Here is a 16,533-nt window from a genome sequence, read left to right on the forward strand (position 1 = left end):
GATATAGTATAAAAATGGCTTACAATGAAGCTTTAGCCAACCGAGTGCGTGAATTTTTAGCAGAAATTCCTGAAATTGAGGTTAAAGAGAAGAAAATGTTTGGAGGATTAGCTTTTTTGGTAAACGATAAGATGTGTGTTAATATTAGTGATGACCATCTAATGTGTCGTTTTGATCCCCAACACACTGACGAAATCGCGGAAAGACACGGATATCTACCTTGCATAATGAAAAATAAGCAGTTGAAAGGCTATTGTTATGTGGAAGAAATAGGTTACAAATCAGCAAAAGATTTTGCTTTTTGGCTTAATCTCTGCTTGGATTTCAATGAAAAAATAAAGAAAAAGTAATCATTTAAAATCGTGCAATTATGGCTCAATCGAAAAATAACATTGTCTTCCATAGCTAAAATAAAAAAAAACAGTATAATCATCTTCCCCCCCTGTAGAGACACAATGAATTGCGTCTCTACACACACAACCAATAACCCTTTAACCCGTAATTCGTAATCCGTAATTCGTAATTCATAACCTCATACCTCGTAATCTATAATTCGTAACTCGTAATTCATAACCCCCTAACTCGTAATTCGTAACCCGTATCTCGTAATTCGTAATTTCCAACTCGTAATTCATAATTTTTAACTCCCTGCACAATAAAAAACGTTATCATACGTTTAAACCATAGAATACTTTTGCAGTCTAATAAAACGTATAATCATTAAAATTCTACAATTATGGCTCAATCAAAAAACAACATCGTAACCCACGGATTAAGTGGAAAAATCGGCGACATCATCGTATTCAGCCAACGCGACGGTAAAACCATCGTATCCAAAGCTCCGCGCAAACGCACGGGCGAAAGCTCCGACAAGCAAAAAGAGCAGCAAGCCCGCTTCCAGCAAGCCGTGCTCTACGGAAAATCCGTCCTTGCCGACCCCGCGCAAAAAGCCCTTTACGAAAGCACCGGACGAAGAGCCTACAACGTAGCCGTGGCCGACATGCTCAAAGCCCCGAAAATCGACCGGATCGACCTCAGCAACTACGGCGGACAAGTAGGCGACACCATTCGCATCCGCGTCTACGACGATTTCAAGGTCAAACAGGTATCCGTGCAAATCTACAACTCCAACGGCACCCTGCTTGAAGAAGGCGAAGCCATTCTCGAAGGCATCGACTGGGTCTATACCGCCACCGCGATCAACACCGAACTCGCCGGCGACAAGATCGTAGTTCGTGCAACCGACCTCCCTGACAATCTGGCGGAATTTTCACAGCTCCTCTAAGTTTTTTTTTCGTCTCTTGAACGAAGACGAAACGAAGACGAAACGAAGACGTATCGAACAGCCATTGGGCTGACAAAATGGCATTATCCTCCCCTCTTCCTCTTCTCTTCCGGAGAAGAAGCCGGCGGGGAGGAATATTTTTTAGGAGAAATACCGAACTTCTCCTTGAAGCATTTGAGAAAATAATTTGCATCCTGAAACCCTACCCGATACGCCAGTTCGTTGACACGAACCTCCTCCACCGATAAAATCGCCGCCGCCTTCCTGAGCCGGTAATCGCGCAAATATACCGACGGAGAAACACCCAACAACTTCTTCACCTTCCGATACAGATGCACACGACTGAGCCCCACATCTTCACTCAGATGCTCAATCGAGTACATCTCGTTCGACAGGTTCTTCTCAATCTGCTCGTCGATGCGCCTCATCAGCTCCCGGTCGTATGGATTCAGGCGGGTTTCCTCTTTCTCGGGCAGCGCGTTTCTCTTATAGAGTTCGTGCAAATGCTTCTGCCGAAGCAAGATGTTATGAATACGCAGATGCAGCTCTCTATACGGGAACGGTTTCGTCAGATATCCGTCCGCCCCCTGTTCCAGACTCTCCATTTTAATCTCCTGCTGCTGAACGGCCGTGAGCAGAATCACCGCGATATGGCTCGTGAGGATATTCGATTTGATTTCGGCGCAAAGCTCCTTTCCCGTCTTGCCCGGCAGCATGATGTCCGACACCACCACATCGATGTCCGTCTCCTTCAGAATCTCGAGCGCCTCCTCGGCCGAAACCACGTTAAACACGTTGAATGACCGGTTCAGTTCGCGCGAAAGCGTATTCAGCAACGCCACATTATCTTCCACCAGCAGCACATTATATCTTTTCTTATTCGACGTATCGGTCGAAACAACCTCGTCTTCCTCTTTCTCCAGCTCCGACAGTACCTCCACCGGTAGCACGAAACTTTCCGACATAGCGCACGGCAGGTCTTCGCTCAGCCTGATACCCCGCAGCCTGACCGTAAACGTACTGCCCTCGCCCGCTACGCTGCGAACGTCGATCTCTCCCTTCATCAGATCCTCTACGATTCTCTTCACCAGCGAAAGCCCGATGCCGCTCCCGGCGCTGTGCGCTTTCTTCCCTTTGAAGAAACGGTCGAAAATATGAGGCAGCTCTTCGGGCGAAATACCGCTGCCCGTATCCGATACTTCGATCAACAGGCCGCAATGCTCCCCGTCTTCGGGCGATGCCTGCACCCGAAGCCACACGCATCCCCCTCTCGGCGTATACTTGAAGGCATTGGACAACAGATTCAGCAGCACCTTTTCGATTTTATCCTTATCTATCCACAGCGGCTTGTCGGTCGTTACGGACAAGTCTGTCTTCCAGACAACCCCGTTCTTCACAGCCACCGACTGAAACGCGGCATCCACATTCTCCAGAAAGTTCTTCAGCATCAGCGGCGTTTCATCCAGATGCTCTTTCTCCAACTCGATGCGGTTGATGTCCAACAACTGATTGACCAATTGCAGAAGCCTCCGGCCGTAATACCGGATGGTAGATACCTTTCCCCGGTTGTCCGAAGTCAGCGACGGCTCCTCCAGCAATTCTTCCACCGGATTCAGAATCAGCATCAGCGGCGTGCGTATTTCATGACTGATATCGTTGAAGTATCTCACTTTCATGTTGTGCATCTGCTCGATCTGCTCCCGTTCGAGCTCTTTCAGACGAATACGGTGTTTCAGCTCCGCTCTCCGCAGTGCGTTGCCCACAACAAGCCAGACAGCGACGAAGAACAGAACAAAATACAAAACGATGGCTTCGCCCGAAAGCCACCGGGGAGAAGATACGATAATCGGAACCGTCAACGGATCGCTCCAAATGCCGTCGTTATTCCCCGCGTGAACCCTGAGCGTATAGTTCCCGGCAGGAATCTTTCCATACTCTGCCCGTCCTTCCGGCCCGGTATATCGCCAATCGTCGTCGAAGCCTTCAAGCATGAATTTATAGCCGTTGTTTTCCGGCATCAGATAGTTCAATCCCGCAAATTCGAACGTAACGGTTGTCTGATCGTATTTCAGCCGCATCTCTTTGGGCTTGAGCATATCGATGCCGCTGAAATCGGACAGCTCGGCTATCGGAGTATTGTTGATCTTAACGGCCGAGAGATAGACCGAAGGCTTATAAAGGTTCTTATAGACGTTCTTCGGATGAAACGAAACCCATGCGTCCTTACCGCCGATAACGAAGGGAGAAGCCGGCCGGCTCGTTCGCAAATAAGCGCCTTCGTTTATTTCGGACAGAGGAAATCCGTTTCGGAGATGATAGTTGATACAACCTCCGTCGGCTGTTAATTGGGAGATGCCGTTGATGCAGTTGGCCCATACACGGTTGTCGAAAGAGATCGTACCGAAAACCATGTTGTTCTGCAACCCCTCTTGTTCGGTAAAATGCCGGACGACTCTCAACTCCCTGTCTAAGACGAGAAGCCCGTTTCCGTTCGTACTCACGTAGAACGTATCGTTCAATAGCAGCGTATGGTTCACCTCCCGGATGCCGGGAAGCACTTTTTCGACCTTACCTCCGGGTCTGTCCTCAAAGGCAAGCAGTCCCGAGCCGGTTGTAGCAAGCAGGTAGCTTACGGAGTCGATAGCCAGCAAGTGCCTGCACTTGCTTCGTCCGATGATGGCACGCAGTTTCTCCCGAATAGGAAACGATTCCGTCCGACCATCGACCGTGTTGTATCGGTTCAACCCGCCTCCCCGGTCCGAAAGCAGCCATAAGCCGTGGCCGGAGGCTTTCCCGATGCCGTTGATAACTCCCAACGCTTCCAACCCGGCCGATACCACCCGGCCGCCCTTCATCTTATAGAGCCCGTCCCTCAATGTACCGATCCACAACACATCGTTTTCCCCGTCGTAATACAACGATTTGATAACAATCGGATTTCCCCGAAGGTCTTTCAGCTCGGCGCGTTCCACAAGATCGCCTGCGTTATTATATTCCAGCAGACAACCGCTTTCGGTACCCACAACCAGAGAACCGTTTTTATCAGCAAAAGCACTTACGATCTGAGTACCGTCCGCAGGAATAGGATGCGTTTGGAAACGCGACAGGTAGTTGTCGTAGAGGTATAGGCCGTCGTGATACGTGCCGATCCATAAAGAACCGTTTTTATCGAACAGCAGGGAGCGGATGGAGGCGTTTTCCACCTTGTCCAAACCGTTCAGAAGGTTGATTTCGGTAACCGTACCTGCGTTCGGATCGAGCCGTCCGACCCCTTGAAAACTCCCGATCCAAATGTTCCCGTCGGGTGCGAGGGCCAACGAACGGACATTGTCGAAAGGCGAATAGCCGGACCCTTTTTCCGAAGAAGACCAACGACGCAGCGGCTCCCCCAAAAGCGTACATTCATAGATGCCGCTTCTATACGCGGCCAGATAGACTTTTCCGTTCGGATGAAAAAGAATATCCTCTATTCGTTCGTTCTCGCTCAACAGCACAGGCGCTCCGGAGGCGCAGGAATAGCGCATCGTCCGATTGCCCGAAGCATCGTAGCGAAAAAAGGCGCGGGCAGTCGTCGCAATCCAATACTCGTTGCTCCGGGGCGATGTCACGATTTTCGAGACAGAGGTGTCGAACACGCGAGCGTCTTCCGTCAAATTCCGGGGCTTCGAAAAGAGATCGTTTTGCTTGTCGTAGAGATAAATCCCGCTCCAGCCACTCGCCCAGACACGCCCGTCGATCACCGATAGCGAACGGATCTCATGATTCGACGAGCCGCCCATCCTGTAATTCCTGAAAACGCCTTTCTTGCGGTCGAGAAGGCTCACACCATTGTTGTGCGCGATCCAGAGATTGCCGCCTTCTCCGTTCTCGATGTCGTTGATGTGGTTGCCGGCGATGCTGCACGTGTCGCCCAAAACGTGCCGATAGATTTTCACACGATTCCCGTCGTATTCGTTCAGCCCGTCGCGCGTACCAATCCAGATAAACCCGAGACTATCCTGATGGATCGTTAAAACGGAACGTTGACTCAATCCCTTCTCCGGCCCAAGCAGCTGTACGGGAATGCTTCTCTGAGCTGTTAGAAGACCCGTCGAAAGCAGCAGAGCGACGAAAAAAAGGCTCTTAGAAACAGATTGAGGAAAGAAACATGGCATAAGTAACCGGATAGGGATCGAACTAAAAGAAAGGAACCCAACGAGGAGAGAGGACTGCCCGGCTTTTTCTCTTCGTACAATGAGAGCCGGGCAGCAGAAGGTTTTACCTTAATCCCACCAGTTTTTTTGGCTTAGCGCATATTTACCTGCGCCGGTAAACATCAGGGTAAGAGCACCGAAAAGATACAATCCCTGAAGCTCGATGGCCCAGCCACCTGTATTGCCTAATGCAAAGATGTCGCCGGCATGTACCATCGCCACAGCAACCACCATATTAAAAAGGAATACGGAAGCCGCCATACGTGTCGCATATCCAAGAATTATCAGGATCGGGGCTACAATTTCGCCGATGTAAACACCATAGGCTATCCATGAAGGCCAACCGGCAGCAGATAACATCTGTCCGATTCCCTCTGCGCCATGTGTTAATTTGGCCAGACCATGCAAGAGCATGAGTATTCCCAGACTTAATCTCAGGACAAGTAGTCCTGCATCTACGTTCTTATTCAATAGTTTCATGTTTTATTATAAATAAATGAATTCGTCTCAAAGATACAACATTTATTGGTTTTAGCAAAGTGACTTTTAGATTCGGTTTGTTACGCTGTCGGTGCTATTGCTCTCCGAACAAGCTGTAAAGGTAGGAAGAGAAGTCACAGACAAGGCCAAGAATCCAACATAAAGGCATATAAGATTTTGACATTCTCTCGCGGGAGGCTACGAACATTTGAATGTTCCAATTTGTCGACATTAAAGTCGAAAGGCAGATAAAGAGGCTATCGGAGTTCGTAATCGAGTCCGGTTACTTGAAATTCGGTGCGGCGGTTCAGCTGATCGGCCACTTCCTGCTGCTCCGGCGGGAGGGTGTTGACAAAGGCCTCATCCAGCACGGTCCCTTCAGGGAAGAAGGGATATTTCTCCGCAAGTTTTGCGGTGATTATCTTGGGTACCGTTTCGCCGTATCCTTTGGCAGTAAGTCGCTCGGAGTCAACGCCTGATTCGATCAGATAATCCACGACGGACTGGGCGCGGCGCTGTGCCAGATTTTCGTTGTATGCCTCCGTTCCTTTGCGGTCGGTATGGGCTCCCAACTCAATCGTGACATTCGGATTTTCGTTGAGGATCTTGATAAGTTGGTCGAGTGCTTCTTTCGACTCGGGACGGAGTGTGGCTTTGTCGAAGTCGTAAAAGATATTTTCGACCACGACGGGCTTATCGACCGGCGAGAGAAAGAAATCGACGTAATACGTTTCGTCTTTCTCTTCGTTGCTTGTTTTGAGTTCAAAGTACTGGTTCAGGAAGTTGGGCGCTTCGGCCATCATCACGTAGCTGACGTCGCGTGCCAGCTCCACTTTGTACGATCCGTCGGGCTTGACAGGTACCTTCACATTCAGGCCGTCTTTCCCCACGATACGCACGATGGCGTTCTCGATCGCGTATTCTTCGACATCGGATACATAGCCCTCGATTTGTATCGTAATCGTCGGATATTCGAACGAGTAGATATGATCCCATCCGCGCGCGTCGCCCCGGTTTGAGGAGAAGAATCCGCGTTCTTTCTCTCCTTCGAACGTAATGCCGAAATCGTCGGCCGCCGAGTTGACCGGGACACCCATATTGACAACATGCCACTGTCCTGCGCTGTCGAGCGTGGCCTTGAACAGATCGAGTCCGCCCATCCCGGGATGACCGTCGGAAGCGAAATAGATCGTTGCCGAATCGCGCACGTAGGGGAATAGCTCGTTGCCCTCGGTATTGATGGCAGGGCCGAGGTTTTCCATTCCGCCGAAGTCGCTCTCTCCGACGATCCGGGTGCGAAACAGATCTTTCCCTCCGTATCCACCCACCGCGTCGGCTACGAAATAGAGGAATTTACCGTCGGGCGAGACGGCCGGATGCGCCAGCAACGTGATCGAATCTTTGACAATATTGGCGCGCTGTCCCTTTCCCCAGGCCGCTCCGCTGCGCGAAGAGACGTAAATCTCGGAGGTACGCGGGTCAACGGCATCTTCGGCACAGTAGGTATAGTACATCGTCGATCCGTCTTTCGAGAACGAGGGCGTACCCTGGTCGTACGCCGTCGTAACGGGGTCTGTTACCTCAACGGGTTTCTGCCACGCGCCGTTTTCGTCCTTGCCCGAAACGAAGAGGGTGTTGTTCTTCAGTCCGGTGATGCCGTTGATGGAGTCTTTGTGTACGATTCCGCGCGATGAACAGAAATAAAGCTGATCGTACTTTTCGCCGTAGAGCATCGGGCTGAATTCGCTGCGGCGTGAGTTGAAGATGTCCATCCGTGCCACCTGATAGAGTGTCGGTCGGTCACGCCATCCGATTGCCATTTCGCATCCTGCGATGCCGTTGGCGGCGCGTGTGTCGGACGAGTCGAGAGCCAAATACTCTTGGTAGTATTTGATGGCATCGCTGTATCGTCCTTCTTTCTGATATACTTGTCCGAGGTAAAGGAAGAGCATGCTGTCCGGATAGTCGTAGCGCAGCGCGTTCTGGTAGGCGCTGATGGCGCGTGCCGTATTGCTGATGCGCTGATTGCAGTATCCCATGCGGAAGGCGATGTAGGCACGCAAATCTTTCTGTTCGGGCTTCGATTTCGTGTAGAGTTTGCGATACATTTCGGCTGCACTGTGATATTCGCCGAGGCGCTGTTTCTCTTCGGCATCTTTGAGCTTGACCGTTTTGCACCCGGCAAGCAGCCCGAGAAGCAGGCAGCTCAGCACGAGCGGTACGTTGTATCTTCTGAAAAAGCAAATCATCTTAATGGGTAACGGATCAGCGTGCATCTTATTGTGTTATAGCAGTAGCGAACTGTCGCCATAGCTGAGGAAACGGAAGTCGTGGTCGAGCGCGTAGTCGTAGATCGCTTTCCAGTCTCCTTTGACGAAGGCCGAGACGAGCAGCAGCAACGTGCTTTGCGGCTGGTGGAAATTCGTAATCATACCACGCACGATTTTAAACTCATAGCCGGGCGCAAGGATAATCTGGGTAGCGGCGACGAGCCGGTCGACGCCCTGGCGATCAAGATGATCCAGAAGATGTTGTAGCGCTTCGCGGACGGAGAGGCTGGGCACCTCATCCGTGTAGGGAGTCCATTGTCCGACGGTCGGAAGGATGGCCTGGTCGGTCGCTCCTGCTGTCGAGAGCCGGGCGCCGAGGTAGTAGAGGCTTTCGAGGGTGCGTACCGAAGTCGTTCCGACGGCAATGACAGGTCCTGACACGGTCATGAGTCGTTCGATTGTCTCGCGACTGACGGCGAAATGCTCCGTGTGCATCTCGTGCGATCCGATCGTCTCGCTCTTGACGGGCTTGAACGTACCGGCTCCTACATGGAGCGTGACCTCTTCGCGTCCGATGCCTCGAGCATCCAGTTCGGCCAGCACTTCGGGCGTGAAATGAAGTCCCGCCGTAGGAGCCGCCACCGAGCCTTTGATACGCGAATAGACCGTCTGGTATGTTTGCAGGTCAGTCGGCTCCGTTTCGCGCCGCAGGTAGGGAGGGATGGGCAGTACACCGGCCGCTTCGAGCACTTCGGCAAACGTATAGCGCGAATCGTCCCACCGAAACGTCACGAGGTAACTTGTGCCGTGTGTCTCTTTCCGCTCGGCCGTCAGCTGGACGGACTCCTCGCCGAGGTGTACCGTGTGAGTCAGCACACCGTCTTTCCACTTCTTCAGATTCCCGATGAGGCAATGCCAGCTACACTGCTCCGTTTGTTGAAATATTTGCGCATAGTCTGCCGGCTGGGCAGGTTCGAGGCAAAAGATTTCGATCTGTGCGCCTGTCGTTTTATGAAAGAGCAGTCTTGCCCGTATGACACGCGTATTGTTGAAGACAAGCAGGGCATCGGGCGGCAGCTCGTCAGGTAAGCGGTTGAAAGCCGTTTCGCCGATCTGTCCGCCGCGGTAGACGAGTAATTTCGACCGGTCGCGTTGCGGCAACGGGTATCGGGCAATCCGCTCGTCGGGGAGCGGATAGGCATAGTCGTCGATATGTATGTGTTGAGGTGTCATCATTCCGGGAGGCAAAAGTACGAAATTCTTTGCGTCTTTATTTATTTTTGAAACGTATGGTTTGAATAATCTTTTTGAATTCCGGCAAGAATTCATCATATCGTTCCGGATTGTAAATTTTTCCGCTGACAGGTAAAGGTATTTTGTACTGCGCGTACACAGAGCAGACGAACCGATCGTACGATGAGAGTATAGGTGTGGGCTTTCATAATTATACTGAAGATAGGCTCGCTTTAATGCGGTTGCCCTGAGAATCATCGGTACATTTATGGCATTATGCTGAAAATATTCGTACCTTTGTCCGATTTAATAACGTTTCCGGCGTAGCCGGAGCATAAATAAATAACTATTCACTATGAAAACAAACCGAATGATTGCCGGAGCAATTATGATGATGTGTGTGGCTTTCGGATGTAAGAAGCCCGAACATTTTATCACTGATTCCGCCTACCGAGACCAAGTGTCGAAAGATTTCGATGCGAAGGCCGAGTTATTTGCCGACTCGTCTCTGTTTGCCGTTTTTGATACGGAGATGACTGTGCCCGAACGCGAGGCCATGCAGTTTCTGTATGCCTATATGCCGATGGGCGACATTGCCGACTACGACGGCCAATTTTATCTGAAGAACGTTCGTTCGTCGTTTGCTGCACGCAAGGAGATGCCTTGGGGCAAAAATATTCCCGAAATGATTTTCCGTCATTTCGTGCTTCCCGTGCGAGTCAATAACGAAAATTTGGACGAGAGCAGGATGGTGTTTTACGAAGAGTTGAAAGATCGTGTGAAAGGCTTATCGTTGCGCGATGCCGTGTTGGAGGTCAATCACTGGTGCCACGAGAAAGTCGTTTACACGCCGTCGGATGCGCGCACCAGCTCGCCGCTTGCGTCAGTACGTACGGCGTATGGCCGTTGCGGTGAAGAGTCTACGTTTACGGTAGCTGCTCTGCGTTCGGTCGGCATACCTGCCCGTCAGGTATATACGCCTCGCTGGGCTCATACGGACGATAATCACGCGTGGGTCGAGGCATGGGTCGACGGCAAATGGTACTTTCTCGGTGCTTGCGAGCCGGAGCCTGTGCTTAACCTCGGATGGTTCAACGCTCCGGCATATCGCGGCATGCTGATGCACACCAAAGCTTTCGGGGCGTATAACGGGCCGGAAGAAGTGATGGAGCAGACGGCCTGTTATACGGAGATCAATGTCATCGATCATTATGCTCCGACCGGTAAGACGGTTGTGACGGTGACGGACAGCGATGGTAAACCGGTGGAAGATGCGCTGGTGGAATTTAAGTTGTATAACTATGCCGAGTTCTATTCCGTGGCACGCAAGAAGACCGATGAGAAAGGTCGATGCTCGCTCTCTGCCGGAAAAGGCGATATGCTTGTATGGGCCACGAAAGACGGACGGTTTGGGTATCATAAGGTATCGTTCGGGAAAGATGATGAGGTGACGATTACGCTCGATAAGACACCGGGCGACACGGCAACTGTCGAACTCGATATCGTACCGCCGGTAGAAGGCACGATCGCTCCCGAGAGCGAGGTGACCGACCAGCAAAAAGAAGAAAACGCCCGCCGTATGCACGAGGAAGACGAGATTCGCAATCGCTATGTTGCGACTTTCTTTACGGACACGATGGCTGTTGCATTGGCGAAAGAACTCTCGGCTCCCGAGGGACTGAAGGAAATCATGCGGAAAAGTCGCGGGAATTATGCAGAGATAGAGAGATTCCTCCGCGAGTCGGTTAACCACAAAGGTCTCTATTCCGAGATGGCCGGAGCCGAACCCGGAAGCGTGCCGATTGAGGCGATCTTCCTGCTACATAGAATTTCCGAGAAAGATTTACGCGATACTCCCGCCGACGTCCTGCTCGATCATTTAGACAATACGCCGAAGATTCCGGAGAATCTTTACGAGATAGAGAAGACTATCTCTAAGGCTCCGTCGGAACTTGAGAGTCTCTTCTATTTCTTCGTTATGAATCCGCGTATATGGAATGAATATCTGACCCCTTACAAGAAATTCTTCGCCAAACAGATTGACGCGTCGTTGGCGAAGGCGGCACAGGAAAACCCGCAAGCGTTAGTCGAATGGGTGAAGCAACATATTACCGTGCGCAACGATCTGAACCCGCAACGTATCCCGATGATGCCGATGGGGGTCTGGAAAGCGCGCATAGCCGATGCACATTCGCGCGATATCTTCTTTGTCGCTGTGGCACGTAGTCTGGGGATTCCCGCGCGTATCGAACCGGTCACCGGTAAGGTGCAATATTTCTGTCGCGGGTGGTTCGACGTCGATTTCGAGACGGCCACCGGTCAGGCGAATGTCCCGCAAGGGGAACTCTCGGCCGGTTACCGCCCGATCAAGGCACTCGACAATCCGAAGTATTATAGTCATTTCACGATTGCCCGGCTGAAGGACGACGCCCGGTTGCAGACGCTCAATTTTGAAACGGAAGCCGACATGGGGGCGGGCGATACGTGGAAAGATCTGTTGCAATCGCCTCGCTCGTTGCGGTTGGACGAAGGAAATTACCTGCTTGTCAGCGGGACGCGTATGGCCAGCGGGAAGGTGCTGGCGCGTCTGAACTTCTTCCCTGTCGAAGCGGATAAGAAAACGACGGTCGACCTTGTGATGCGTCACGACGATGCCGATATCCAAGTGATCGGAAACATCAACGCCGAAGCGAAGTATCGTACCGAGAAGGGCGAAGAAACAACGATTCTCAACACCACGGGACGCGGTTACTTCGTCATCGGTATTCTTGGTGCACGCCAGGAGCCGACGAATCACGCCATGCGCGATATCGCGAAGCTCAAAGCCGATTTCGAACAATGGAACCGCAGCATGATCTTGTTATTCAAGAATGAGCAGAATTTCAATCTCTTCGATCGGAATGAGTTCGGCGAGTTACCTTCGACGATCACGCTCGGAACCGATGAGAGCGGTGAGATTTCGCGCATGATCACCGACGCGATGAAACTGTCGAACCCGGACAGCCTGCCGATCTTTATCATTGCCGATACGTTCGGACGGGTCGTTTTCGTCTCACAGGGATATACCATCGGGCTGGGCGAACAGATGATGAAGGTGATTCATCAATTGTAAAAGTGCTTCGGACGTTTTATTGTTTAGCCGTCAGCGGTCAGCCCCTTCGGGTGTTGAGTTGTTTAATTGTTGAGTTGTCAGTCAGCAGTCAGCGTTCGGTATGCCGCGTAGCGGGCAAACCTTGTGTTCGCCCGCGATGGCGTGGATATGAACCCCCCCCTCCCCCCCCCCTTCAAAGGGGGGAGAGCGGAGCGAAGGGGGATGTCATCCCTTTAAAGGGGGAAAGCGTGGTACAGGCCGAACCATGTACCCGGAAAATAATCATTGAAAAACAGCCCCGCAGGGGTGCGTTAATTCAGCCCCATGTGTAGCGAAGCGAAGCGTTGGGGAAAAAGAATACCCACGGAGGGCTGTAAGCCTGATATAAAATGTCGATTTGTTGAATCGTTGAGATGTTTTGCTTAAACAAACGTGCGTACTTTCCGTAACTTTTGCGTTCCTTGCCGTTATTTTACCACCAAGTTCGCAATGGATGACGCAAAGGGCGCAAAAAAACAGGCGAAATAGTTGCATCTTATCAAAAAAACATTTATACCTTTGTCGTACCATAACAAAAAAATATAAGACTATGAAAAAACAACCGATACCCCACCCCACAAGCCGATGCGCCTCGCAAACCGCACCGGAGGCGCAGCGTAAAAGAAATATCCGGAACGCGAAAAACAATTACGAACTTAAAAAAAACAGAAAAACATGAAAAGAAAATTATTTTATTGTTGATGGTATTTTGCCCGATAGGTATTTTCGGACAAACATGGGACTATCCCGTTAAACCGGGAACGGAAGAGTGGAAGAAGATGGATTATCAGGAAAAAGTGCAACGTTCCCAGCCTTCAAGTGAAATTCTGAAAAATATGAATACAAAAGAACTTCTTGACTGCTGTCTGGAATATCCTTTTAATAGGGATATATTGCTTTTCAATAATCCAAATGAAAGGTTCTTAGACGTCTTTAACAATTCGGCTGTTTGGAAAGAATTTATTTCAAGAAAGGATGCTTTTGCCGTATTTAGCAAATTCTATACCAGAAAATCATTGGATGATATTGCTAAAATTACAAATGAAAATATTCGAAACAGTGAAAGGTTTCAATTATATTTTTTGGAAAAAGTCGTTGCGGAAACATCTTTTATCGATAATCTTTCAATCTCTGACAAGAAAAATCTGATGCGCATTATTCTGAATGTACATCTTGAAAAAAGAAAGTATCCTGATGAGTATGTAGGATTTGCTTATAATTCGTCATTGTCGGCACTTTATAGAGTGCTTCCAAGCGAACCCAAAGGGATAAGAAAGAATCCGGAGAAAGTTAAATCCTTAACAAATAACGAAAGATTCATTAATAATTCATTGGATAGAGAAATCATTGTATCTGTCCAAAACTTTTTATTACGATGAAAAAGACTGTTATTCTATTCTTTTTAATGTCTGTCTTTTGCTTCTCGTGCAATAAAGATGAAATCAATAAGGATAAAATTGACATTGAGAAAAAAGACTGCACAGCGGCTTTCGGTACGAAAGGACTAACATTGTATACATTCAATCCATTCACAGCGGAAGAATGGAAGAAAACAGATCATAACGAACTGATTCGGAGAAGGCAGATACCCGATGATTTTTTGAAGAAAATGAATACGCACGAGCTGTTTGTTCAGTTTATTCACATGGATATGGCTAAAGATGCTCTTTTGTTTAATACGAATCAACAAGGATTCCGTAGAATCATTGATCTATATAACATGTTGCAGGAGTTATACAAACGGGATGACACACCCGATTATTTTATCCGGAAACTTCAAGAGGTGAATATCAAAGAAGTGAAGAACAACGAATGTCATTTTCATTATCTTTGTTTGCGGATGCTGTCGGCACAAAAGGAAGTCATCGGAAAAATGAATAAATCTCAGACATTGAATTATATCAATACCGTATCACAGATAATAACAGAGATCGCTGAATTGTCTTTTACGGATCCGAACTGGCAAACTCTTTCATCTTATGACTTTGAAATGATTGGACATGGAAATATCATGATCAAATACGAATATCCGCCATTCATGGAACTTATGCAATCGAATAAAAAAGTCCGCCTGTATATGGATGGGGTTATTCCATTGGACAAAGAATTAATCGGATTGATCGAAAATTGCATGATGAAGTTTTACAAACAATTAAACAGCTAAAGAAAATGAAAAAGATATATATAATTATACTACAAGTTTTATTCCTGATTTTTAACGGTAAAGTAGTTATTCAAGCCCAACAGTGTTTTGATTTTTATAGGCCAACTCCTAATGGTACGAATGTAAAGGCATGCGAAGGAGGAGGACACTCACCCTTTGAAATACAACAGGCCGATATTCAATCACGAACATATGCTATAGAAGTATTGTAGTGAGGAACAGATAGTTATAACTGTCATGCCTATGCTTGGCATGTAAGCGAAGGAGGTGATAAGGTTTGGATTAATAATATGAATAACGAAGCTCATAATGTGGACAATTACTGGTTGGATAACAGCTATTTTGAAGTTCCTTTTCTATCCGGAGTTGCAAATTTAAAAGTTTTTTATGGTTCAACCTATTTTGGAAATGATCATTCAGCTGTTACGACTACCGATCCCAATGTTTTTATATCTAAAATGGGATGTGGTGCTTTAGTAAAACATTATAAGAATAATTCTCCTTATGATCATTCAAATTTGAAATATTATATTCGGACACCTTCTATCTCCGGTCCCACGTCGGTCTGCGACCAGACCGCCTATACGATAAACAATCTGCCGGCAGGAGCTACGGTACGGTGGAGTATAAAAGAAGGGCTTAACAGAGGATTTTCAATATCGCCTCAAGGCGTTTTGTCTGCTTCTGTGCAAACGGCCATCTATGGTGCCCCCATAGTGATTCAGGCTGCTATTGAATATCCGGGCACACCGGAGATTAAATTAACCAAAAGCATCTCCACGATGCCTGAAAAGATTTTATTCTCCGTAAATGCAACCTATATGAGTGGTAATTACGTAAATCCGCAATTATTACATGTAACGATTTCCGGAGCATCTCATGATATTTGCCCTCCGGGACAATACCGTTACATGGTAAACGGACATCCGGCGGTCGGCTACGAAAATGGGATGACGGTGGATTTGAGCTCGTCCGAAATCCGTTCAGACTTTTACCTGGCATTGCAGGATTATCCGCCTGATTTCATCTCTTCCGGAGAACTGGAGTTAAAGATTCTTTTTACTCCCCGGAATCCAAATTCGCAGTCTGTTTCCGGAACCAATGGATGTATCATTGCCAACATGCGGAGGTCTTTCTCTCTCTCGCCCAACCCTACCACGGACGTAGTGACCTTGCAGTTGATGGAGACGGACGAGGTCAGCGGATTAAGCGTGCTCTCGACCGACAGAAGTACCTACGAAATCCAGCTCTGGAGCGGTATGACGATGCTGCGCTCGTTCCGGACCGATGAGCCGACATTCCAAATCCCGATGGCCGGACTGCCGGCAGGACTGTACTTCGTGCGCGTGATCAAAGACGGACAGACGTATACGCAGAAGTTGATTAAAAAGTGAGTGAAAAGTGAAAAACGAAAAGTGAAGAGTGAAAAACGAAAAGTGATGCCTTTCGGACGTTGAGATGTTGAATAGAACAATTACGAATGACAAATTACGATGCCCTGCGGGGTGTTGAATTGTGGAGTTGTTGAGCTGACAACTGACCGCCAAACAACAAACACCTAAACGAATCAACGTCCGAAGGACTGACCGCTGAAAGCTGACTGCCGAACGCTAACAAACCATACTTGTCATAACTTGTGCAACTTGTGGTTAAATCTGATGGCTGACCACTGACTACTGATTGCTAACCGGTTGATAGTATGCTCCAAAAGTAGTTCCGAGGTCGTCGGTGAGTAGTTCCGAGCTTGTCGGCAGGTATTTCGGAAATACTTAACGGGT

General features: G+C 48.9%; 10 protein-coding genes and 1 pseudogene. 7 read left to right on the forward strand and 4 right to left on the reverse strand.

Annotated features, from left to right (window positions below; all coding sequences use genetic code 11):
* Positions 1-14: 14 nt before the first annotated feature.
* Positions 15-350, forward strand: a complete 336-nt coding sequence (locus tag EII41_RS10280; protein WP_124790527.1) for a TfoX/Sxy family protein — start codon at positions 15-17, stop codon at positions 348-350.
* Positions 351-736: 386 nt separating this feature from the next.
* On the forward strand, positions 737-1,285 hold the full coding sequence (locus EII41_RS10285) for a hypothetical protein (protein ID WP_124790528.1): 549 nt from the start codon (positions 737-739) through the stop codon (positions 1,283-1,285).
* A gap of 83 nt (positions 1,286-1,368) precedes the next feature.
* Here the strand turns inward: EII41_RS10285 and EII41_RS10290 are convergent, their stop codons facing one another.
* The 4 genes from EII41_RS10290 to EII41_RS10305 all read right to left on the reverse strand — a co-directional run bounded on the left by EII41_RS10290 (position 1,369) and on the right by EII41_RS10305 (position 9,461).
* On the reverse strand, positions 1,369-5,316 hold the full coding sequence (locus EII41_RS10290) for an ATP-binding protein (protein ID WP_260425555.1): 3,948 nt from the start codon (positions 5,314-5,316) through the stop codon (positions 1,369-1,371).
* A gap of 231 nt (positions 5,317-5,547) precedes the next feature.
* Positions 5,548-5,958 (reverse strand): DoxX family protein, encoded by a 411-nt coding sequence (locus tag EII41_RS10295; protein ID WP_124751570.1) that lies wholly within the window; start codon positions 5,956-5,958, stop codon positions 5,548-5,550.
* A gap of 257 nt (positions 5,959-6,215) precedes the next feature.
* Positions 6,216-8,207, reverse strand: a complete 1,992-nt coding sequence (locus tag EII41_RS10300) for an OmpA family protein (protein ID WP_124790537.1) — start codon at positions 8,205-8,207, stop codon at positions 6,216-6,218.
* 36 nt (positions 8,208-8,243) lie between these two features.
* The gene (locus tag EII41_RS10305; protein ID WP_411292598.1) at positions 8,244-9,461 is read right to left on the reverse strand and encodes an S-adenosylmethionine:tRNA ribosyltransferase-isomerase; all 1,218 of its coding nucleotides are present in this window, start codon (positions 9,459-9,461) and stop codon (positions 8,244-8,246) included.
* A 355-nt stretch (positions 9,462-9,816) separates the two neighbouring features.
* Between EII41_RS10305 and EII41_RS10310 the strand changes: the two genes are divergently transcribed.
* The 5 genes and pseudogenes from EII41_RS10310 to EII41_RS10330 all read left to right on the forward strand — a co-directional run.
* A complete protein-coding gene (locus tag EII41_RS10310; protein ID WP_124790531.1) occupies positions 9,817-12,573 on the forward strand; it encodes a transglutaminase domain-containing protein in 2,757 nt (918 codons plus the stop codon).
* A gap of 797 nt (positions 12,574-13,370) precedes the next feature.
* The gene (locus EII41_RS10315; protein WP_124790532.1) at positions 13,371-13,970 is read left to right on the forward strand and encodes a hypothetical protein; all 600 of its coding nucleotides are present in this window, start codon (positions 13,371-13,373) and stop codon (positions 13,968-13,970) included.
* Positions 13,967-14,755 carry a hypothetical protein gene (locus tag EII41_RS10320; protein ID WP_124790533.1) on the forward strand — a complete coding sequence of 263 codons (789 nt, stop codon included), beginning with the start codon at positions 13,967-13,969 and terminating at the stop codon, positions 14,753-14,755. The genes EII41_RS10315 and EII41_RS10320 overlap by 4 nt, the downstream gene beginning before the upstream one ends.
* 5 nt (positions 14,756-14,760) lie before the next feature.
* Entirely contained in the window at positions 14,761-14,967 is a 207-nt protein-coding gene (locus EII41_RS10325) for a hypothetical protein (RefSeq protein WP_124790534.1), read from the forward strand.
* A 921-nt stretch (positions 14,968-15,888) separates the two neighbouring features.
* Positions 15,889-16,149, forward strand: a pseudogene (locus EII41_RS10330) (T9SS type A sorting domain-containing protein); the annotation flags it as partial.
* Positions 16,150-16,533 lie beyond the last annotated feature (384 nt).

It is taken from the genome of Tannerella forsythia, assembly GCF_003860135.1.
GTDB lineage: Bacteria > Bacteroidota > Bacteroidia > Bacteroidales > Tannerellaceae > Tannerella > Tannerella forsythia_A.